This is a genomic window from Kluyvera genomosp. 2 (assembly GCF_036759865.1).
Lineage (GTDB): Bacteria > Pseudomonadota > Gammaproteobacteria > Enterobacterales > Enterobacteriaceae > Kluyvera > Kluyvera ascorbata_B.
The window spans coordinates 44,880-66,082 of record NZ_JAPKIA010000019.1 but is presented as its reverse complement, the minus strand read 5'-3'; the positions used below and the strand labels follow the sequence as shown (position 1 = coordinate 66,082).

General features: G+C 56.3%; 17 protein-coding genes. 9 read left to right on the top strand and 8 right to left on the bottom strand.

Going from position 1 to position 21,203, the window contains the following annotated elements:
* Window positions 1–59: 59 nt before the first annotated feature.
* The 3 genes from V6942_RS19260 to tamA are packed head-to-tail and all read right to left on the bottom strand — an operon-like array spanning window position 60 to window position 5,913.
* The gene (locus V6942_RS19260; RefSeq protein WP_064546942.1) at window positions 60–404 is read right to left on the bottom strand and encodes a gamma-glutamylcyclotransferase family protein; all 345 of its coding nucleotides are present in this window, start codon (window positions 402–404) and stop codon (window positions 60–62) included.
* A gap of 2 nt (window positions 405–406) precedes the next feature.
* Window positions 407–4,183, bottom strand: a complete 3,777-nt coding sequence (tamB, locus tag V6942_RS19255; RefSeq protein WP_333501677.1) for an autotransporter assembly complex protein TamB — start codon at window positions 4,181–4,183, stop codon at window positions 407–409.
* Window positions 4,180–5,913: an autotransporter assembly complex protein TamA gene (gene tamA, locus V6942_RS19250; RefSeq protein ID WP_106927543.1), complete on the bottom strand. Its 1,734-nt coding sequence runs from the start codon at window positions 5,911–5,913 to the stop codon at window positions 4,180–4,182. The genes tamB and tamA overlap by 4 nt, the downstream gene beginning before the upstream one ends.
* A 269-nt stretch (window positions 5,914–6,182) precedes the next feature.
* Between tamA and msrA the strand changes: the two genes are divergently transcribed.
* Entirely contained in the window at window positions 6,183–6,827 is a 645-nt protein-coding gene (msrA, locus tag V6942_RS19245; RefSeq protein WP_182929582.1) for a peptide-methionine (S)-S-oxide reductase MsrA, read from the top strand.
* Here msrA and V6942_RS19240 read toward each other — a convergent pair.
* Window positions 6,824–7,882, bottom strand: a complete 1,059-nt coding sequence (locus V6942_RS19240) for a LacI family DNA-binding transcriptional regulator (protein WP_333501676.1) — start codon at window positions 7,880–7,882, stop codon at window positions 6,824–6,826. The two genes, msrA and V6942_RS19240, sit on opposite strands and share 4 nt — an antisense overlap.
* Window positions 7,883–8,071: 189 nt before the next feature.
* Between V6942_RS19240 and V6942_RS19235 the strand changes: the two genes are divergently transcribed.
* The 6 genes from V6942_RS19235 (at window position 8,072) to V6942_RS19210 (ending at window position 15,649) form a co-directional block, all read left to right on the top strand.
* Entirely contained in the window at window positions 8,072–9,226 is a 1,155-nt protein-coding gene (locus V6942_RS19235; protein ID WP_106927539.1) for a Gfo/Idh/MocA family protein, read from the top strand.
* Window positions 9,227–9,245: 19 nt separating this feature from the next.
* The gene (locus V6942_RS19230; RefSeq protein WP_106927537.1) at window positions 9,246–10,424 is read left to right on the top strand and encodes a Gfo/Idh/MocA family protein; all 1,179 of its coding nucleotides are present in this window, start codon (window positions 9,246–9,248) and stop codon (window positions 10,422–10,424) included.
* Between the two features lie 2 nt (window positions 10,425–10,426).
* Complete coding sequence (locus tag V6942_RS19225) at window positions 10,427–11,494, top strand: Gfo/Idh/MocA family oxidoreductase (protein ID WP_333501675.1); 1,068 nt, start codon at window positions 10,427–10,429, stop codon at window positions 11,492–11,494.
* A 12-nt stretch (window positions 11,495–11,506) separates the two neighbouring features.
* Window positions 11,507–12,529 (top strand): Gfo/Idh/MocA family oxidoreductase, encoded by a 1,023-nt coding sequence (locus V6942_RS19220; RefSeq protein ID WP_333501674.1) that lies wholly within the window; start codon window positions 11,507–11,509, stop codon window positions 12,527–12,529.
* Between the two features lie 88 nt (window positions 12,530–12,617).
* Window positions 12,618–14,162, top strand: a complete 1,545-nt coding sequence (locus V6942_RS19215; RefSeq protein WP_182929587.1) for an MFS transporter — start codon at window positions 12,618–12,620, stop codon at window positions 14,160–14,162.
* 143 nt (window positions 14,163–14,305) lie between these two features.
* On the top strand, window positions 14,306–15,649 hold the full coding sequence (locus V6942_RS19210; RefSeq protein WP_106927529.1) for a hemolysin family protein: 1,344 nt from the start codon (window positions 14,306–14,308) through the stop codon (window positions 15,647–15,649).
* An 89-nt stretch (window positions 15,650–15,738) separates the two neighbouring features.
* Here the strand turns inward: V6942_RS19210 and V6942_RS19205 are convergent, their stop codons facing one another.
* Window positions 15,739–15,945: a DUF1107 domain-containing protein gene (locus V6942_RS19205; RefSeq protein ID WP_064546918.1), complete on the bottom strand. Its 207-nt coding sequence runs from the start codon at window positions 15,943–15,945 to the stop codon at window positions 15,739–15,741.
* 323 nt (window positions 15,946–16,268) lie between these two features.
* On the opposite strand from V6942_RS19205, the gene V6942_RS19200 reads away from it, so the two are divergent.
* Entirely contained in the window at window positions 16,269–16,823 is a 555-nt protein-coding gene (locus V6942_RS19200; RefSeq protein ID WP_106927527.1) for a YtfJ family protein, read from the top strand.
* On the opposite strand, the gene V6942_RS19195 is transcribed toward V6942_RS19200, so the two are convergent.
* Together V6942_RS19195 and cysQ are read right to left on the bottom strand one after the other, a co-directional pair.
* A complete protein-coding gene (locus V6942_RS19195) occupies window positions 16,820–17,665 on the bottom strand; it encodes a hypothetical protein (RefSeq protein ID WP_333501673.1) in 846 nt (281 codons plus the stop codon). The two genes, V6942_RS19200 and V6942_RS19195, sit on opposite strands and share 4 nt — an antisense overlap.
* 74 nt (window positions 17,666–17,739) lie before the next feature.
* Window positions 17,740–18,486 carry a 3'(2'),5'-bisphosphate nucleotidase CysQ gene (cysQ, locus tag V6942_RS19190; RefSeq protein ID WP_106927525.1) on the bottom strand — a complete coding sequence of 249 codons (747 nt, stop codon included), beginning with the start codon at window positions 18,484–18,486 and terminating at the stop codon, window positions 17,740–17,742.
* A gap of 212 nt (window positions 18,487–18,698) precedes the next feature.
* On the opposite strand from cysQ, the gene V6942_RS19185 reads away from it, so the two are divergent.
* A complete protein-coding gene (locus tag V6942_RS19185) occupies window positions 18,699–20,642 on the top strand; it encodes a bifunctional 2',3'-cyclic-nucleotide 2'-phosphodiesterase/3'-nucleotidase (RefSeq protein ID WP_106927523.1) in 1,944 nt (647 codons plus the stop codon).
* Window positions 20,643–20,740: 98 nt separating this feature from the next.
* On the opposite strand, the gene V6942_RS19180 is transcribed toward V6942_RS19185, so the two are convergent.
* Complete coding sequence (locus V6942_RS19180) at window positions 20,741–21,121, bottom strand: winged helix-turn-helix transcriptional regulator (protein ID WP_106927521.1); 381 nt, start codon at window positions 21,119–21,121, stop codon at window positions 20,741–20,743.
* Window positions 21,122–21,203: the final 82 nt, after the last annotated feature.

The following is a 21,203-nucleotide window of genomic DNA, read 5'->3' as shown; positions in this document are numbered from 1 at the left end:
CTGCGCTTATCAGGCTTACCAAAAAATAACGCCACCCGAAGGTGGCGTTGTTGTCATATTCAATACTGGTCTTTATCCAACCAGTTGCCGCTTTCTATCAGCTTCAGCCCGTCGACCGGGCGCTGATAGACGTACATCCAGGCGCTGCCATAGGGCGTCTGGATGAGATGACGTGCATATTCGCCCGCTTTGGTGCGCAGCGCATCCAGTTCGGCCAGCGTCGAGGCGTCAATCCGATAAACTTCACCGTGTACTGTGCCATCGCCGGGCACCGCGCCTGGATAGTGGCCCAGGCTGTACAGTTGATAATCGGTCACGCTGTGATCGCCCAGCCACTGAGCGTTGGTCATCCAGTGGCTGTTGCCTTGTTTGCGCCGTAAACTGCCGTAAACAAATATTCGCATTGCTAAAACTCAAACTGATAGAGCAAATCGAGCGCCTGGTCTACGCCAGACACCGCTTCCAGATACAGCTTAGGCATCAGGCGATAGCGTAACGTGAGCGTCGCTAACGAGTCAAAGATCCCAACGCCATATTTCACCTGCAGACCCGGCAATACGTAACCGCTGACCACCACCTGGGAGGAGTCGCCCACCCCTTGGGTATCCAGCGCCAGATTACTTACGCCAAACGTCTCGCCGATTTTACCCACAACCTGACCACTTTGTGCAACCCCCATACCAATAAGCATGGAAGTCATCGCGGCGCTGTCGCTCTGACCGCTGTCTAATCCCTGTCCACGAATCAGGTAAGAGAGCGCTTCTTGCTGCGACATTGCCGGATCGGAGAAGACTTCCGCCTTCGGCTGATCGGCCGTACCGGTGACGCGAACACCGGCGATCACGTCGTTTTCTGTCGCATCCGGGTTACGAATAGCTTCAATATTCAGCAGCGGCTGATCCGGCGGGCCGGAGAACAACAGCTCACCTTTACGCACAATCAGATCCTGCCCGTAGGCGTGGAAGCGCCCTTCCGGGATATTGATCTGCCCGTTCAGGCCCAGCCCCTGTTTATCCTGCGCAACTTTCAGATCGCCGGTCAGACGCGCTTTCAAGCCAAATGCGTCCAGCCGTACGTTGTTGCCGACGTGAATAGTCAGGTTGCTGTTGATCGGGATCGATGCCGATTTGGTCTCTTTCGGCTGCAGATCGTTATTCAACATCACTTCATCGCTGGAGACGCCCACCGCGCTTTCCGGGACCTCTTTCACCACAATGCGCGCCCACGGTACATCGACGCTGCCATCGAGCGTAAACAGGCTCGGCGTGGCGTTAAATTCGACGTCCGGTGAAACATCAAGGCGTACCATCGGCGGTACGGTAATCCGCACCCGCGAGCCTTTCGCGGCAATGCGCGCGCGCCAGTTTTCAATCTGCCGCCAGTCCGCGTCGCCGTTCAGGCTAATCTGCCCCTGCGAGGTACGCACTTCGCCCTGCAGCGTCGACGTCGCGCCGTTGAAGTTCATTGTCAGCTGGCTTGGCTGCATATCGAACGGCATAAAGTTACCGTCCACATCGATACCGTTAAGCTGCATCTGACCGAACATCAGCGGGCTTTTCACGTCGCCACCGAGGCGCAGATTCGCATTGACCGTACCGGCCGCTTTTTCGCCGCGCGAGAAAATCGGGTTGATCATCGCTAGCGAGAAGTTACGGACGTTGACGTTACCGCCCAGATTACGCCGTCCCTGTGGGTCGGTAACCTGCACCTGTCCATCTAACTGGCCGTTGTTGGTCAGACGAATCAACCAGCCCAACTCGGCGCGGTTGTTGTGCAGATCGGCGCTGAGGTTAAGCGTATCGAACGCCACCGGCAGCGGCGCGTTGTTGACGATTTGCGTCACCTTAACGTTACGCCCGGAGAGCGTCACTTTGCCCTGCGGCAGCCCTTCTTTGGTGGTATCCCATACCACATCCGCATTGCCGCTGAATACGCCGCTGGCCTGGGTTTCCTCTGGCATAAACGGCTTGAGCATCGCCAGGTCGAAGCGGTTAAGATTCACCACCGCGCGCCCCGCCGCGCCGGCATCAATCGTCTGCGGCACGCACAGCTCGGCGTTCGGGTTCACCCAGCAGTGTGGCCCGATGCTGATTTTCTGCTCCAGATTGCGGTAGTCCAACGCGATATCGCGGTTGATAGACCACGGGCCGACCGGCGTCTGGAAGCGGGTATTGCTTAACGCGCCCTTCCAGCGTTCTTCTTTACGGTCGAAGCTACCCGCCAGCGCCAGCTGGCCGGAGACCGGCTCGCCCTGAATTTGCAGCTGCAAGGAATGCTGCTTTTCGTTGCCCTTCGCCGCCAGATGTACCAGCCCAATATTGACGTCCGGCTGAACGATGCGTTCAACGCGCACGTCAAGGTTGCCGCCGATCTGGTCGGTGGATTTCACGTCGCCATCAACGCGCACCAGGCCAATCGACAGCGCCTGCCAGCGCAGGCCGCGTGCGGTGATATCGGCCAGCAGCTGCGGCGCGTCAACCGTACCGCGCACCTTCACCAGCCCTTTGGCGGTACCGCCGAGCCCCGGCAGCATGTTGTCGAGCTTCGGCGCATCGATATTGGCGTCAAGCTCGAGGTCTTTCACCCCCAGCTCGCCTTTCACATCCATGGTGTTGTTGCCCAGCGCGACATGCAGCCCAGGAATGGTCCATTGCAGGTAGCTGTTACCGCGCAGCGCGCCGTCAACGTTGACTTTGTTCTGCTTCACGTTGCCGGTAATTTTCACTTCCGGCACGTTCATCTGCCAGCTGCCGCCGTACAGGCTGCCGTTGGTTTTGATAAGCCCGTCCAGCTTCGACGGCCAATCGGGTGCCAGCTTCGCGGTGTTAATCCCGCGTAGCGCCAGCTCGCCGCGCCAGCTGATCGCCTGCTGCCAGTCCAGCAGCGCGGTCAGCTCGGTTTTGCCTTCCAGCGCCGCCACGGTGAGCTTATCGAGGCTCACCTGGCGTTCGTTACCTTTGGCATCCACCGTGATATCCGCCGGCGGCACGCCCTGCCCTTTCACTGCGGTGCGGAACGACAGCGTGTAGTCGGTCATCTTGCCGCCCAGCTTCAGCTTCAGATCGTCGGCCTGGAACTGCTTCTCGCCGGTAAATGGCCAGTACAGCTGCTTGCTGTTGACCTCAAGGTTGAACGGCAGCCCGGCTTCTGCCAGCTGCGCCTGCGCCCGAATGGCCATATCAACCGGGCCGGAGAGGTTAACCCCCACTTCCAGCTGCTTGCGCACCGCGCCGCCCACCTTCAGCTTCACCTTTTCCCCCTTCAGCGGGTCAATATTGAGCGTGCTGTTGAGGGTCAGGTCGACCGGCCAGTCGTTAATGAGCGTCGCGGTTCCGCTGGCGTTCACCGTGCCCTGGCTGGAGTCGATGTCCAGCGTGTCGAGCTTCATGTTGCCGTCGATGCTGCTCACCTTCAGCAGCATTTTGTACACCGTCAGGTCGGTGTCGCCGGTGATGCGCAGCTGCTCACCGCTAAAGGATTCGATATTCAGGTTGAGCGGCAGATGAACGTCGGTCATCTCCGGCAGCACCGGTTTGGAGAACAGCTCGGTCAGGGTTTCGCCCAGCGGTTTTTCCTGCGGCTGCGGGTTGTCGATTTTCGGCTCAACCACCTCTTTCTGCGCCACATCGGCGACTTTCGGCAGCGCGATCAATAGCCCTTGCAAGGTCGTCGGCGTCAGCGTCAGGTTCTTCTCCTGCCACGTCAGGCCGCTGGAAAAGTCCATGACCGACACCGTAGTATCATCAATCTTGATATTGACGTTATTCAACGCCACCCGGTTCAGGGTGATGGGATACGGGGTGGAGAGATTCAGCGGGCCGCTGTCTTCTTCCTTTACCGGCGCAGCGGGCGGCATTTTACTGCTGTCGATTGCCACGTTGATGTCGCGCAGCGCGATGTCGTTCACGCACAGGTTGCTGTGCCACAGGCAGCGGAGGTTAACGGCAAGATGAAACTCACCGGCATCTACCGCCACGCCCGGCTGGGTATAGCGCACCTTTTTGAGCGTCAGGTCACGCCAGCCGCCGGTTACCTGGCCAATTTCCAGCCCCGGTACCCAGCGGTTCGCCGCGTTAAACAGCAGATGCAAACCCGTGGTGGTGCCAATCAGGAAGCCGACGATGCCGAGCAGCAGCACCAGAAAAATCAGTACCCCGAGGCTTATTTTTTTCCATAACTTCATAGCTCAGGCCCCAGACCGATATAAAACTGCAATCCATGTTCATCTTTGTCGCCGACCGGAACGGCAAAGTCGAGCTTGATGGGCCCCACCGGCGACTGCCAGCGTACGCCCACGCCCGCGCCTTTTTTCCAGTCGCTCTGGCGAATATCGCTGACCGCTTCACCGCCGTCGACGAACACCGCCCCCCACCATTTCCCGCTGACGTTGTACTGATACTCCAGCGAGCCGGTGGCCAGCTTTGAGGCACCAATCAGCTTGCCGTTATCATCCCGCGGGGCGATGGATTTGTATTTATAACCACGAATGCTGCGGTCGCCGCCGGCGAAGAAACGCAGATCCGGCGGTACGCGATCGAAGTCGCCGGTTTCAATCCAGCCGAGGTTACCGCGCATCACGAAGCGGTGGCGATCGTAGAGGGTGCGAATCCAAACGTTCTGCGCCTGAATCACCGAGAAGTCGACGTCCGAACCCCATGCGGTATTGGAGTAGTCAATCGAGTAACGCTGAGAATCGCCCCAGGTTGGCATCAAACCACCGCGCGAACGCGTGCGGCTGATAGACACGCCAGGATAGAACAGCATCGTGGTATTGGTGACGTTTGCCTGGGTAAAGTGGTCGAGGCTCCAGCGCAGGTTAATCGCCCGCTGCCAACCGCTGGACAGATCCCAGAAACGCGAGACGGCAAGCGTGGTGGAGTCCGCTTTGGTGTCGTTGAGGTCGGTGCTTTTAAAACCGCCCTGCACCAGATAGTACTGTTCCAGCGGATTTTTCAGCAACGGCATCTTGTAGCTGAAGTCGAGCTGCTGTTCCGGCGACGAGACGCTGACGCTGGTCGTCAGGCTGTGGCCGTAGGAGTTAACCCACGGTTTACGCCATGACGCTTTCACTCGTGGTCCCACGTCGGTAGAAAAACCGCCGCCCAGCTCTACGGTGTTTTCGCTGCGCGGCGAAACAACGCCATGCAGCGGTAAAACCTTAGTTTTTCGGGATTTATCAAACTCTGGCGCCACCACTACCGAGTTAAACCATCCGGTCGCTGACAGACGACGGTTCAGTTCAGCCAGATCGCTGGACTGGTAGTCATCGCCTTTTTTGAACGGCACCAGATGCTGCAGATAGTCTTCACGAATCTGCGAACCTTCGAAGGTCACATCGCCGAAGCGGTAACGTTCGCCGCTGTCGTAGTCAATGTCCCAGAACGCCTGATGGCGGTCGAGCGCAATGCCAAGCTGGCTCTTTTTAAACTCGCTGTCAAAGTAGCCTTTACGCAGCGCCACGCTGGTTAACGAACTTTTGAAATGATCGTAATCACCATGATTGAGCACCGTGCCGATTTTCGGCCGGGTTTTCAGCAGCGCTAAATAGTCGCTGTCGGTGCGCGCCCCGCCGCGCAGGATGACATCGGTGCCGCCAATGCGCACCGGTTCCCCCGGCGTCACTTTCGCCAGCAGCACCTGACGGCCTTTCGCCGGCGGCGGCTTCAGTTCGAAGTCGATGGTCGGTTCATAATAACCGAGCGCCTTTAGCCCCTCACGAATGGCATCGTCCACGCGCGCACGGAAGCGGCGATCCGGCGTCACCTCATCGCTGTCGATCGTCGAAAGCTGGGCTCGCACATTTTTTTGTAGTTCGCCGGAAAGCCCTTCAACCTGTAGACGGATGTTTGCTGCACTGGCAATGCCGCTGGTCAACAGTAGGCTCACCACACATAAATGGCCGATTTGTCGCACTTTTTCTCCTGAATATCCTTGTTCCCACCCCAACGGGAAACGAAAGTCCGCTCCGCGGCCACGACTGCGTTTTTGTCTGTTTCACGCTCTGACGGCGCGCGACATTCAACGTCAGCACAAAAAACCCACTCTTTGTCGGGTTGAAATAAAGACAGAGCCCCAAATTATTCTTATGTTTAAATTTAGACGTATTCGGCGCGTTTATTGTGTTAAAAGACACGCCAGGTTACAACCTTAACGGAAATTACTGTTCCCCGGAGGCCATCCTCATGAGCTTGTTTGACAAAAAAAATATTGTATCTCAATCGGATGCACTACCCGGAAGAAATACACCCATGCCGGTCGCTACGCTCAATGTTGTGACGGAACACTCAATGACCCACGTACCGGAAGGTATGGAGGTCGCGCTGTTCGCGATGGGCTGCTTCTGGGGCGTTGAGCGCTTGTACTGGCAGCTACCCGGCGTTTACAGCACCGCAGCGGGCTATACCGGCGGCTACACGCCAAACCCGACCTACCGGGAAGTATGCAGCGGCCAAACCGGGCACGCCGAAGCGGTACGCGTGGTATACGACCCCGCGGTAGTCAGCTACGGCGAACTGCTAAAAGTATTCTGGGAAAACCACGACCCGGCTCAGGGAATGCGCCAGGGCAATGACCACGGCACCCAGTACCGCTCGGCCATCTACCCGCTAACGCCGGAGCAGGATCGGGAAGCGCACGCTAGCCTGCAGCAGTTCCAGGACGCTATGCGCAGCGCGGGCGACGCGCGGGACATCACGACCGAAATTGCCGCCGCGAAACCATTCTATTATGCGGAAGATGAGCACCAGCAGTATCTGCACAAAAACCCGTACGGCTACTGCGGCATCGGCGGCATTGGCGTGTGTCTGCCGCCTCAGCTCCAGGGCTAACCGTCCAGCGCCACGCGCGCCGCATGCCGCGTGGCGTTCGCCACGGTACCAAAGCCCATGACTTTCCCCTGCAATAAAAGGTTGTAGACCGGCGACTGTGGCCGGTTGAGCCGCGTTTGCAGCAGATGCACGGCTTCGATGCCCAAATCGCGGCACGGCACGCGAATGCCGGTCACCGGCGTCGACAGGCTGTTTTGCAGATTCCACGTAAAATCGGTGGTAATCAGTGAGATATCCTGCGGAACGCGCAGGCCGTGGCGTTGCAAAGCATTTATCACCCCCTCAGTCATGCTGGTGCTGTTCGGAAAGATCACATCCGGCCACAGCGCACGATCGTGCGCCTTCAGCCAGGCGTCCAGCGCCCGCTCCGCCTCTTCTGCCGTGAACCATTCGGTGACCAATAAGTCATGCTGAGGATTGAACGGTACATGGTAATAGCGGTACGCCTCCTTAATACCGTCCAATCGGGCATAGAGGGTTTCCCGCCGCAGGCAGGTCATGGTCAAGACGCGCCGATGCCCCTGTTCGAAGAGGTAGCGCATCGCGGTAAAACCGATAGCCCGATGATCGGGAGAAACGCAGTCCAGCGCCATTTCTCGATCGATAGAGTTAATCAGCACGCACGGCTTATTCAGCGTGCTGGCGAGCTTAAGGATCGTCGGGTCGTCCGTACCAATAATCACCACCGCGTTGATATTCTTCTGGCCGGCTTTTTCGAGGAACAGCTTCACATCGGCGTGCTGCTCTTCCAGCGCACAGTGGCTGATCCAGACGTCATGCGGCGCGCTGGCCTCGGCGATGCCTTTCGTCACTTCCAGATAAAACGTATCGCCCCGGCCCTGGAAAGTACGCTCTGGCGCAAACACCGCAATGCCGTTAATCAGCAGACGACCGTTTGCCAGCGAATCGAGCACGCCAAGCTGGCGAGCACACTGGACGATAGACTCTCGCGCCTTGTCGCTGGTGTAGGATTTGCCGCTGAGCACCCGGGAAACGGTGCTGATGGAGTAGCCGGTACGGGCGGCTATTTCATCCATTTTTAGCTTGCCTGCCATTGTGTGACCTCGCTCGCAATCATATTTTGCAAATTTTTGCAGATGCAGTTCACTGATTTTAAAACCGATTTTCAGTTCTCCGCGCATATTCCTTTTCTACCTGCGAGCATTCTCACAAATTCCGTTTGTCGGCCTTCACCGCCTTCCCTATTTTCAGATTTCAGTCATTCCTATCACGTAAGGTGCAACATGGATAAGGTGCGTTTTGGCATTATCGGCGTGGGTAACATCGGGACCGTTCACGCCCGCTACCTGCTGGCAGGTACGGTGAAAGAGGCCTGCCTGACGGCAGTGTGCGACAACAACCTCAGCAAGCATCCGGCGATTCGCACGCTGGTCGGCGAGGACGTCACGCTGTTCAGCGACGCCGAAGCGATGCTGAAAAGCGGCCTGATTGATGCAGTGATTGTCTCCACGCCGCACTACGACCACCCGGGGCTGTCGATGCTGGCCATGCGCAACGGCATTCACACGCTGTGCGAAAAACCCGCGGGCGTTTACACCGCGCAGGTGCGCGAAATGAACGAATTTGCCCGCGGCTGCAACGTGGTGTTCGGCATGATGTTCAACCAGCGCCCGAACCCGCTATACCAGAAGGTCAAAGACCTGATAGACAGCGGCGAACTCGGTGAACTGCGTCGTTCCAACTGGATCATCACCAACTGGTATCGCTCGCAGAGCTACTACAACTCCGGCGGCTGGCGCGCCACCTGGAGAGGCGAAGGCGGCGGCGTGCTGCTCAACCAGGACCCCCACCAGCTCGATTTATGGCAGTGGCTGGTCGGTATGCCGGTGCGCATGCGCGCGTTCTGCCAGTTCGGCAAGCATCGCGATATTGAAGTCGAAAACGAAGTGACCGCCTACGCCGAATACGCCAACGGCGCCACCGGGGTCTTCATTACCACCACCGCCGAAGCGCCGGGCACCAACCGCCTGGAGATCGCTGGCGATCGCGGCAAAGTGGTGGTGGAAGACGGCAAGCTGCGCTTCTGGCGGCTGCGCGAATCGGAAACCACCTTTAACGCGCGCTGGGAAAACGGCTTCGGCGAGCCGGAGTGCTGGGAAGTCACTATCCCTGTGGCGCCGGAGTGCAGCGATCACCACGTTATCACCGCCAACTTTGCCGCCGCGGTGCTGCACGGTACGCCGCTGCTGGCACCGGGTACCGACGGTATTCACGGTCTGACGCTCTCCAACGCGATGCATCTGTCGACCTGGACCGACGGCTGGGTTGACCTGCCGTTCGACGAAGCACGGTTTAAACAACTGCTTGATGAGCGCATCGCGGGCTCCGTCGACAAGCAGGTCGAAAGCAAAACGCTTGATGCCTCAGGCACCTGGTAACACGCAAGAGGAAAACGACATGCTACGCATTGCGATTGTGGGAACCGGGAACATCTCACACAACCATATTCAGGGATATCAAGCATTTGCTGACCGCTGCCGGATTGTTGCGCTGGTCGATATTTACCCGGAAAAAGCACACGAGAAAAAGACGCGTTACGGGCTGAGCGACGCCCGCGTCTTCAGCAGCCATCAGGAAATGCTGGCGTCCGGTATTGAAGTGGACATTGTTGACGTTTGCACCCCACCGTATGTGCACGCGGAAATCAGTATTGATGCCCTCAGCGCCGGGAAACACGTGCTGTGTGAAAAGCCAATGGCGGCGTCGCTGGAGGAGTGCGACGCGATGATCGCCGCCCAGCGCGCCAGCGGCAAAATACTCTCCATTATTGCCCAGAACCGCTTTACCGACGCCTTCTGGCGCTTAAAGCAGGTGGTGGATTCGGGCGAGCTGGGGAAAATCTGCCACGCGCAGGTGGACTCGTTCTGGTGGCGCGGCCACTGCTACTACGACCTGTGGTGGCGCGGCACGTGGGAAAAAGAGGGCGGCGGCTGCACCCTCAACCATGCGGTACACCATATCGATGCTATTCAGTGGATGCTCGGCTTCCCGAAAGAAGTGGTGGCGATGATGACCAACGTCGCCCACGACAACGCCGAAGTGGAAGATCTTTCCGCCGCGATTTTCCGCTACGACAGCGGTGCGCTGACTCAGCTGACCGCCTCGGTGGTGCATCACGGCGAAGATCAGAAAATCGTTATTCAGGGCGATAAAGCGCGCGTCTCGGCGCCCTGGGACGTGTGGGCCAGCGTTTCCGCCGATAACGGCTTCCCGCAAGAACAGCACGACGATGCACGCGAAGCCCGGCTGGATGCGCTGTTCCGCAATACGCCAAAGCTCAAGTACACGCTGCATACCGGGCAGATTAACGACCTGCTCAATGCCGTAGAGCAATGCGGCGAACCGCTGATTGACGGCGTGCAGGGCAAGCGTTCGCTGGAGCTGATTACCGCCATTTATCAATCCTCAATAACCGGGCGGGTGGTGACGCTGCCCGTCAGCCCGGATGAGCCCTGGTATAAAACCGGAGGCCTGGTTTCCCTCGCCCCTCATTTCTATGAAAAAGGCGCGTCGGTGGAAAATTTCTCTGAGGTGGGCGCAATCCCGCTGGGTAAAGATTTGGACAAAGGAGCATAAACATGAGCATCAAAGACGGTATGAACTACGCCCCGGTGGGCAAACCGCAGCCGGTCGTCGGCGAAGGCGAGTTTATTATTGCCGCCGCCGCGCTGGACCATGGCCATATCTACGGCATGTGTAACGGGCTGATTGAAGCTGGCGCCACGCTCAAGTGGGTTTATGATCCCGACCCCGCGAAAGTTGATAAATTTGTTCAGCAGTACCCGCAGGCGCAGATTGCGCCGACGCTGGAGACCCTTCTCAACGACAGCAGCGTGCAGCTGGTTGCCGGTGCCGCCGTACCGTCCGAGCGCTGCGCGCTGGGGCTAAAGGTGATGGACGCCGGGAAAGACTACTTTACCGACAAAGCACCGTTAACCACCCTCGCCCAGCTGGAAGCCGCTAAACGCAAAGTGGCGGAGACCAGGCGGAAATATGCGGTCTATTACAGCGAGCGTCTGCACGTCGAGAGCGCGGTGTTTGCCGGGCAACTGGTGCAGCAGGGCGCGATTGGCCGGGTGATGCAAACGCTCGGCGTCGGCCCGCATCGCGAGGGGGAAGGCCGCCCGGACTGGTTCTACGAAAAGGAATTCTTCGGCGGCATCCTCTGCGATATCGGCAGCCACCAGATTGAACAATTTCTGTTTTACACCGGCAACAGCGATGCGCGTATCGTTGCCAGCCAGGTGCGTAACGTCAACCATCCGCAGTACCCGCAGTTTGAAGACTTCGGCGACGCGATGCTGGCGGGCGACAACGGCGCAACCGGCTACTTCCGCTGCGACTGGTTTACGCCAGACGGCCTTTCCAGCTGGGGAGATGGCCGTCTGACGCTGCTCGGCACCGAGGGCTACATCGAAATCCGCAAATACGTCGACATCACCCGCGGCGAGCAGGACGTGGTGTACCTGGTCAACAGAGAAGGCGAGTTCCGCTACCCGGTGGCCGGACAGGTGGGCTTCCCCTACTTCGGTCAGCTGATTCAGGACTGTCTGCACCGTACGGAGAATGCCATGACCCAGGCGCACACGTTTAAAGCGGCCGAGCTGTGCGTGAAAGCGCAAATGCTGGCGAACGCAGTGGAATAACAGGAGGCGGCGATGAAAACACGTCATGCAGCGATTATTGGCTGTGGCGCTATCCACACCTGTCACGTGGATGCGCTGCGCCACGTACCGGGCGCGGTGGTGCGCGCGGTAGTCGATATTGATAGTGAAAAAGGGAGCCGGCTGGCGGCCGACTATGGCTGTCAGTTTTATCAGGACTATCATGAAATGCTGCTGGATGCCGCCATTGACGTGGTACACATCTGCACGCCGCATTATCTGCATAAGCCGATGATCCTTGCCGCACTCGCGGCTGGGAAACAGGTATTCTGCGAAAAGCCAGTGGTGATGAACCCGCAGGAGGTAGCCGACATTCAGGCCGCCGCCGCGATGGCCCAACGCCACGTGGGCGTCTGTTATCAGAACCGCCTTAACCCCACGAGCCTGGCGATTCAACGCTGCGTTGAGGAAGGACGGCTTGGCAACCTGCGCGCCATAAAAGCGGTGCTCACCTGGTCACGTTCCGGCAACTACTACGCCGCCAGCCCGTGGCGCGGCAGTTTTGCCACCGAAGGCGGTAGTCTGCTGATTAACCAGGCCATCCATACACTAGACCTGATGCAGTGGTTTGGTGCAGGCGTGCGGTGCCTGAAGGGCGTGGTCGACAGCACTCTGCTGGCCGATGAAATAGAAACCGAAGACAGCGCGATGGTGACGCTGTGCTTTAACAACGGCGCGCGCGGGCTGTTTTACGCCAGTAACTGCCACACCAGCGACTCACCGCTGCTGCTGGAGCTGGAGTTCGAGCACGGTATGCTGCGCCTGACTGACGACGCGCTGTGGCAAGTCTGCGGCGATACGCGCACGCTGATAGCCAGCGATGCCTCGCCGGACGGTATCGGCAAAAGCTACTGGGGGATTGGCCACCAGCAGGCGATACAGCATTTCTACCAGGCGCTCGACAACACCGCCTCCGCCACCTTCTGCGATATTCGCGAAGCGGCAAAATCATTACAGATGGTTAATGCCATTTACCAATCGTCACTATTGAGGAAATGGGTGAATATCACCGAGTGATCGTTATCCGATTTTTCCTGCTGTCAATAATATAAGGTGCAGGGGCAACTCTGCACTGACACCCTACCAGTACAGGAATAATAATATCATGGTGAAACCAACCGAGCGTCGCGTTGGCTATGGCACTGCCATTGGCTACGGCGTGACCGATTTATTTGGCGGCGGCGCCTTTGCCGTTATAGGAACATGGCTTTTATTTTTTTACACTACGTATTGTGGCTTAAGCGTATTAGAGGCCGGCTCAATATTTGCCATTGCGCGTATTATTGATGCTATTTTAAGTCCAGTGATGGGCTACATCACGGATAATTTCGGCAATACCTGGCTTGGTCGTAAATTTGGCCGCCGCCGTTTCTTCCTGCTGATCGGCTCACCGCTGATGTTCCTCTATGCCCTCGTCTGGATAACCGATATGAACTATTGGTACTATCTGGGCACCTATCTTTCTATTGAGCTGCTGTCCGCCATGGTGCTGGTACCCTGGGAGACGCTGGCCGCTGAGATGACCAACCGGTTCAGCGAACGCACGCGACTGTCCGGCGTGCGAATGATGTGCTCCTCGCTCGGCGGCTTTCTGGCCGTGTCGGTTCCCGGCATTATTATGCAATATACCGGTAAGGATAATGCCTTCACCTACACCCTGACTGGCCTCGTTTTCGCAGTCATTTACTGTGTTGCGGTATTAGCAACCTGGGCCTGCACCTGGGAAGCCAAAGACGTACGCGAAGAATATGAATTTCAACCGGATAATCAACGCAGCCGCGGTCTTTTAAATCATTTAAAGTACCTGGTTATTGATCTTATTTCCTCTTTCAAAATAAGGATATTTCGTCAGCATATTTTAATTTATATTTGTTCTTTTACCGCCATGGACGTATTTGGTTCAGTATTTACCTATTACGTTGTTTATGCGCTGCACCGTGATGCGGAAATGGTTTCCGGGCTATTAAGCATTGCCGCTTTTGTCTCTATCCCCGGCACCTTCGGCTTCATGATGCTGATGAACAAATTTAATCTCACCCCTTCCGGCGCGCTGCGGCTTTCCTACAGCAGCATTCTACTCGTTCTGGCGTTTCTGTTTACCGTCTATATCGGCCATCTTCAGGTACCCATGCTGCTGTTCTCTGCGGTGTTCATCCTGCTGGGGCTGGCAAAAGCCGGGCTGTATTATATTCCATGGAATATCTACAGCTTCATCCCCGACGTTGATGAACTGGTCACCCGTCAGCGCCGCGAAGGGATTTTCGCCGGGGTGATGGTCTTAACCCGTAAAAGCACGGTTGCACTAGCCATTATGCTGATTGGCATCGTGCTGGAAGAGAGCGGTTTTGTGAAAGGCGGCGGTACGCAGCCCGCCAGCGCGCTGCACGCCATTATCGGCCTTATGGTGTTCGCCACCGCCGGGCTGCTGGCCGTCAGTTTTTACATGACCTATCGCTTTAAGCTGACGCAGAAAACGCATAGCATCCTGATCAAAGAAGTGGCGCGCCGCAAGCTCGGCGGCCATGCGGAAGACTGCGATGCGGAAACCCGTGAAGTCATTCATGCGCTAACCGGCTATACCTACAACCGAGTATGGGATGCCGACGCGAAAGGGCACCTAAAAACCCACCCGCAACCGACTAACGGTTAACCTCTGGCAGCTTTACAGTCCCTTACGCTATACTAACCTCTGAAATTGCCGGCCCATCTCCTTCGGGCCGGTTTTCAATGTGTATTTCACACGGATTTATCAACTTCCCTTCCGAGGATCTGGCCCCACGGGTTAGATAAAATATGTTAAACAGTATATTCATCATACTTTGCCTGATCGCCGTCAGTGCGTTCTTCTCAATATCTGAGATTTCACTTGCCGCATCGCGCAAAATCAAACTGAAACTGCTTGCCGATGAAGGCAACATCAACGCCCAACGCGTGCTCAAAATGCAGGAAAACCCGGGGATGTTTTTCACCGTGGTGCAAATTGGTCTGAACGCGGTCGCCATTCTTGGCGGTATCGTCGGCGACGCGGCGTTCTCTCCGGCGTTCCACTCGCTGTTCTCTAACTACATGTCGCCGGAACTCTCCGAGCAGCTGAGCTTCATCCTCTCCTTCTCGCTGGTGACCGGTCTATTTATTCTGTTTGCGGACTTAACTCCGAAACGCATCGGTATGATTGCGCCTGAAGTGGTGGCACTGCGTATCATCAACCCGATGCGCTTCTGCCTGCTGGTCTTCCGGCCGCTGGTGTGGTTCTTCAACGGTATGGCCAACATCATCTTCCGCATCTTTAAGCTGCCGATGGTGCGTAAAGACGACATCACCTCCGACGATATCTACGCTGTGGTAGAAGCCGGCGCGCTGGCGGGCGTGCTGCGTAAGCAAGAGCACGAGCTGATTGAAAACGTGTTTGAGCTGGAATCACGTACCGTGCCGTCGTCCATGACGCCGCGTGAAAACGTCATCTGGTTCGATCTGCACGAAGATGAGCAAAGCCTGAAAAACAAGGTTGCCGAACACCCGCACTCCAAGTTCCTGGTGTGTAACGAAGATATCGATCACATCATCGGCTACGTTGACTCCAAAGACCTGCTGAACCGCGTGCTGGCGAACCAAAGCATGGCGCTGAACAGCGGCGTGCAGATCCGCAATACGCTGATCGTGCCGGACACGCTGACGCTGTCTGAAGCGCTTGAAAGCTTTAAAACCGCCGGTGAAGACTTCGCGGTTATCATGAACGAATATGCGCTGGTCGTGGGTATCATCACCCTTAACGACGTAATGACCACGCTGATGGGCGACCTGGTCGGCCAGGGCCTGGAAGAGCAGATCGTCGCACGCGATGAGAACTCATGGCTGATTGACGGCGGCACGCCGATCGACGACGTGATGCGCGTGCTGGATATCGACGATTTCCCGCAGTCGGATAACTACGAAACCATCGGCGGTTTCATGATGTTTATGCTGCGTAAAATCCCGAAACGCACCGATGCCGTGAAGTTCTCCGGCTACAAGTTCGAGGTGGTGGATATTGATAACTACCGCATCGACCAGCTGCTGGTCACGCGCATTGATAACAAGCCAACGGTACTGGTACCGAAGCAGTCGGATATTGTCGAAAGCGGCCAGGGTGCGGCCTGAACTAGCGTGGGCGCCGGCAGATGCCGGGCCTGAAAACATCAACGGCTCCCATAGGGAGCCGTTTTTAATTCTACCGTGTGGTGCCTGCGTTACGCCATTTCGGTCTGGAGACGCAGTACGTGACGGTTTACTTCAGACATCACAGAAAGGTGCTGGATGTCTCTGACTTTTGGGATAAGAATTTTACCCTTATCAAATTCAAAAGCGCCAACGTCCTTGATATACAACCGTCCACGAAACAGGGTTTTAACATACTTCGCAACCTGAAGCGGGTTGTAGCGTTGGAAAATTTTCATTCTAATCTCCTGCGAGTACTACGCCCTAGTTGATCCACATTTGGCTTCAACGCTCCGGGGCGCAAAGTGAAGTACTCGTTAACTATAGTCCATAACAACAGAGGCCCCCTATCGTAGCGGTCCTAATTTACCTTTTTATTACATTAATTCAGAATTTTCTTTTCAGCTATACGACGAAGACAGTATAAGGCTTCATTTTCATAAGATTGTGTGCGTTCCTCCACAAACTGGCACCGTCTTTGCGGGAAAACTTCATCAATCGCACTTATGATTAAAACTATCGGCCAAGTGGTCGGATCACCTGCATAAAAAAAGGAAAAACCATGACTCTACGTACGCTACTGGCGGTTTCATGCCTGTTAATGCCGTTAATGGCTGCCGCACATAATTTCACAAACGGACAACGTGTTGCGCCTGTCGGCGTGGCCGATCGCGGGGAACTCATTCTCGATAATGATAAGTTTAGCTATAAAAGCTGGAATAGCGCGCAGCTGCCTGGCAAAGTGCGGGTAGTGCAACATATTGCCGGACGTTCCTCCGCAAAAGAGAAAAATGCGTCGCTGATTGAGGCGATTAAAGCGGCCAACCTGCCGCATGACCGCTACCAGACCACCACAATTGTGAATACTGACGATGCCATTCCCGGCTCATCAATGTTTGTCCGCAGCAGCATCGAAAGTAATAAAAAGCTGTTCCCATGGTCACAGTTTATCGTCGATAGCGACGGCGTGGTGCGGAAAGCCTGGCAGCTGGATGAAGGCAGTTCGGCCATCGCCGTGCTGGATAAAGATGGCCGAGTACAGTGGGCAAAAGACGGCGCGCTGACGGCCGCAGAAGTGCAGCAGGTGATTGCCCTGCTGCATAAGCTGCTGAATTAATCCAGCACAGATTCGGGAATGCGCTGCGGCCAGCGATAGCCTATATTGACGGCAGACAGCAGCGCGTTCATATCCGCGTAACGCCCTTCATTGCTTGACGAGTGCATCACCACGCAGATCAAATCGCTATCGTCCGGCGCCCGCACGTGCAACAGCAAATGGTTTATTGCCTCCCCTAACGTCCCGGTTTTCCCGCCTACGATATCACCGTTCATCTCATCTACCCCCGTCAGAGAAGTCATGATGATCTTTTTGCGCGCGCGCGCGCCAGTTAACTCTATTGTATGCAAGCGCTTACTCCAGATATCGGTAATTGCCGGATAGCGTAGCGCCGCTATGCCCAGACGGGCGATATCCCGTACACACGAGACCTGCCCTCTGGTCGCCAGACCGTGAGCATTAATAAAATGGCTGTTAAACATGCCAATTGACATTGCAACGCGGTTCATCTGCCGAACAAAACGCTGCTGCGCGTCACCGGTTCCACCTTCAAACCCCAGCAGACGCTCACCCATTGCTCGGGCAACAATCGTCGCCGAAACGTTACTGGATGGGAGCAGCATATTATGCAACGCGTCCCATAGCGTTAACGTGTCACCTGGGCGCAGGTTATTACCTGATCCCTGCGTCTCTTCCCCCTCCAGCATCATGAGCTTCATTCGGATATCAGGCTGAATTTGCAGCGCGGTAATGATCGCCAGCAGTTTTGTCAGCGAGGCTGGCTGCCTGGGGAGCAGTGGATTGTAAAGGAAAAGAGGTTTGCACACCGAACTGGCCATGTAGCAACAGGCAGCGCGCGCGCTCAGTGTTGAGGCAAGTACATGATTCCATTGCGCAGACATTTATCATCTCCATTGATATTGCGCTTCAATAAGCAAAGACGCGAGCTATGCACTCGCGCTCTGCCATTGGTCGATCAAAAAATCGAGACGCGGAAACCGGGGTTGAGGAACGACTCGCGCGGGGTGTAATCCAGCGTTTTACCCTGCCAGTCGTTCACGTGCGCGCCGGCGGCGACCGCGACCGCGTGCCCTGCTGCGGTGTCCCAGATATTGGTCGGCCCGAAGCGCGGATAAAGCTGCGCTTCGCCTTCCGCCACCAGACAGAACTTCAGCGACGAACCAATCGCAGCCGTATCATGCTCGCCAAGCTGCTGCAGATACTCTTTGAGTTCATCATCATTCGCATAGTGAGAGCGGCTCACAACCACCTTCGGCGGGTTTGCATCGCGAACCTGAATCGGCTTGCGCACGCCGCATTCTTCTTTCCACGCTTTGCCGTTGGCCGCGCTATACATGACCTTCAGCACCGGTGCGAACACGACGCCCATCACCGCTTTGCCGTTCTCAATCAGCGCGATGTTAACGGTAAATTCACCGTTGCGCTTAATGAACTCTTTAGTGCCGTCCAGCGGGTCAACCAGCCAATAGCGCTGCCAGTGCTGGCGGACATCCCAGCCCGGCGGATCTTCTTCTGAGAGGATCGGCACGTCCGGCGTCATCGCCTTCAGGCCTTTAACAATCACGTGGTGTGCGGCGATATCGGCCGCAGTCACCGGTGAGTCATCTTTCTTGCTGGCGACGTCTAACGGCTGCTTGCCATCGTACACATCCATGATGGCATCACCCGCGTCGCGCGCAAGTTGACAGACTTGTTCTAACATTTTCCACCTCGTTAAAATTACAGTGGTGTTAACTTATTGTTTTATTTATATCGTATTGCCGCGCAATTCGCTATTCCCATCATTGGTCCGGATAACTGTGAACCGCTGCCGATTTCCCATCCTGATTTTCTGGCATGATTCACATCCTCATAAGCAACAGAAAACAAATACATTTAAATCTGTGTCTTAGATCGATAAAAAGGATGCCTCTGATGATCAAGTTTAGCGCAACGCTTCTGGCCACGCTGATCGCTGCCAGCGTCAATGCCGCCACGGTGGACCTCCGCATTATGGAAACCACCGATCTTCATAGCAATATGATGGATTTTGATTACTACAAAGATACCGCGACCGAGAAGTTCGGCCTGGTGCGCACGGCGAGCCTGATCAATGCCGCCCGCAGCGAGGTGAAAAATAGCGTACTGGTGGATAACGGCGACGTCATTCAGGGCAGCCCGATGGGCGACTATGCGGCTGCGAAAGGGCTGAAACAGGGTGATACCCACCCGGTATACAAGGCGATGAACCTGCTCGACTATACCGTGGGTAACCTCGGTAACCATGAATTCAACTACGGTCTGGATTACCTGCACAAAGCGCTGGCTGGCGCGAAGTTCCCTTATATTAACGCCAATATTATCGACGTTAAGACCCAAAAGCCGATGTTCACACCGTACCTGATCAAAGAGACGGAAGTGACCGATAAAGACGGCAACAAGCATCCGCTGAAAATCGGCTATATCGGCTTTGTTCCGCCACAGATCATGACCTGGGATAAGGCTAACCTCAGCGGTAAAGTGACGGTCAACGATATCACTGAAACTGCACGCCACTATGTACCAGAGATGCGCGCGAACGGCGCGGACGTCGTCGTGGTGATTGCCCACTCCGGCCTCTCTGCCGATCCGTACCAGGCGATGGCGGAAAACTCGGTATATTACTTAAGCCAGGTGCCAGGCGTTGACGCCATCATGTTCGGCCATGCCCACGCCGTGTTCCCAAGTAAAGACTTTGCCGACATCAAAGGCGCGGATATCGCCAAAGGCACCCTCAACGGCATTCCTGCGGTGATGCCCGGCATGTGGGGCGACCACCTCGGCGTTGTCGATCTGGTGCTGAATAACGACAGTGGGAAATGGCAGGTCACCTCCGCCCAGGCACAGGCGCGCCCGATTTACGATGCCGCGACCAAGAAATCACTGGCAGCAGAAGATAACACGTTGGTGCAGGCGCTGAAGGCCGACCACGACGCCACCCGCGAGTTCGTCAGCAAGCCTATCGGTAAATCATCCGACAACATGTACAGTTTCCTCTCACTGGTGCAGGACGATCCGACCGTACAGGTCGTCAACATGGCGCAAAAAGCCTACGTTGAGCACTATATTCAGGGCGACCCGGACCTGGCGAAGCTGCCGGTGCTGTCTGCCGCTGCCCCGTTCAAAGCGGGCGGTCGTAAGAACGATCCGGCCAGCTATGTTGAAGTGGAAAAAGGTCAACTGACCTTCCGCAACGCTGCCGATCTTTACCTCTACCCCAACACTCTGGTAGTGGTTAAAGCCAGCGGCAAAGAGGTGAAAGAGTGGCTGGAGTGCTCCGCCGGGCAGTTCAATCAGATTGACCCGCACAGCAGCAAGCCGCAGTCGCTGATTAACTGGGACGGTTTCCGCACCTATAACTTCGACGTTATCGACGGCGTGAACTATCAGGTTGATGTGACCCAACCGGCCCGCTACGACGGCGAATGCCAGAGCATTAACCCGCAGTCCGAGCGTATTAAGCATCTGACCTTCAACGGTAAGCCGATCGACCCGAACGCCATGTTCCTCGTCGCGACCAACAACTATCGCGCCTACGGCGGTAAGTTCGCGGGCACCGGCGATAGCCATATCGCTTTTGCCTCACCGGATGAGAACCGTTCGGTGCTGGCCGCCTGGATTAGCGCAGAATCGAAGAAAGCGGGCGCAATCCATCCGGCCGCGGACAACAACTGGCGACTGGCGCCTATCCACAGCGACAGCCAGCTGGATATTCGCTTTGAGACCTCACCGTCAGAAAAAGCGGCGGCGTTTATTAAAGAGAAAGCGCAGTATCCGATGAAGCAGGTCGCCACCGATGATATTGGCTTTGCTATTTATCAGCTGGATTTGAGCAAGTAAAAACCGTACCGGGTGACGGCTACGCCTTGCCCGGCCTACTCTTCAGGCCGGATAAGGCGCTGCCGCCATCCGGCAAAAACCTCACCGGGACAGGACGCTCACGCCGGGATCTGCTGCGCCATCACCTGCGGCAAATTCACCTCAATCCAATCCGCCAGCGCCGCCACCTTCTCACTGACCGCTTCGCCGAGCGGTGTCAGGCTATACTCTACGTGCGGCGGCACCACCGGGTAAGACATGCGGTTGATAAAGCCGTCCTGCTCCAGAGCCTGAAGCGACTGGGCGAGCATTTTTTCGCTGACGCCGCCCATTTTCCGGCGCAGATCGCTAAAGCGGTGCGTACCCTCACGCAGCGCCACCAGAATCAGCACGCCCCAGCGGCTGGTCACGTGCTTGAGCACCTCCCGCGACGGGCAGTTGGCCGAGAACAGATCGCCATCGCGCATCTTTTGCGTCAGGGTCGCATTACTTTCTTTCATACTTACCTTTTTGTACGTACTTACTAAAAGTTAGTTATGGTGTTAGCTTACCACAACACCCGATGAACACGAAGGAGAATAC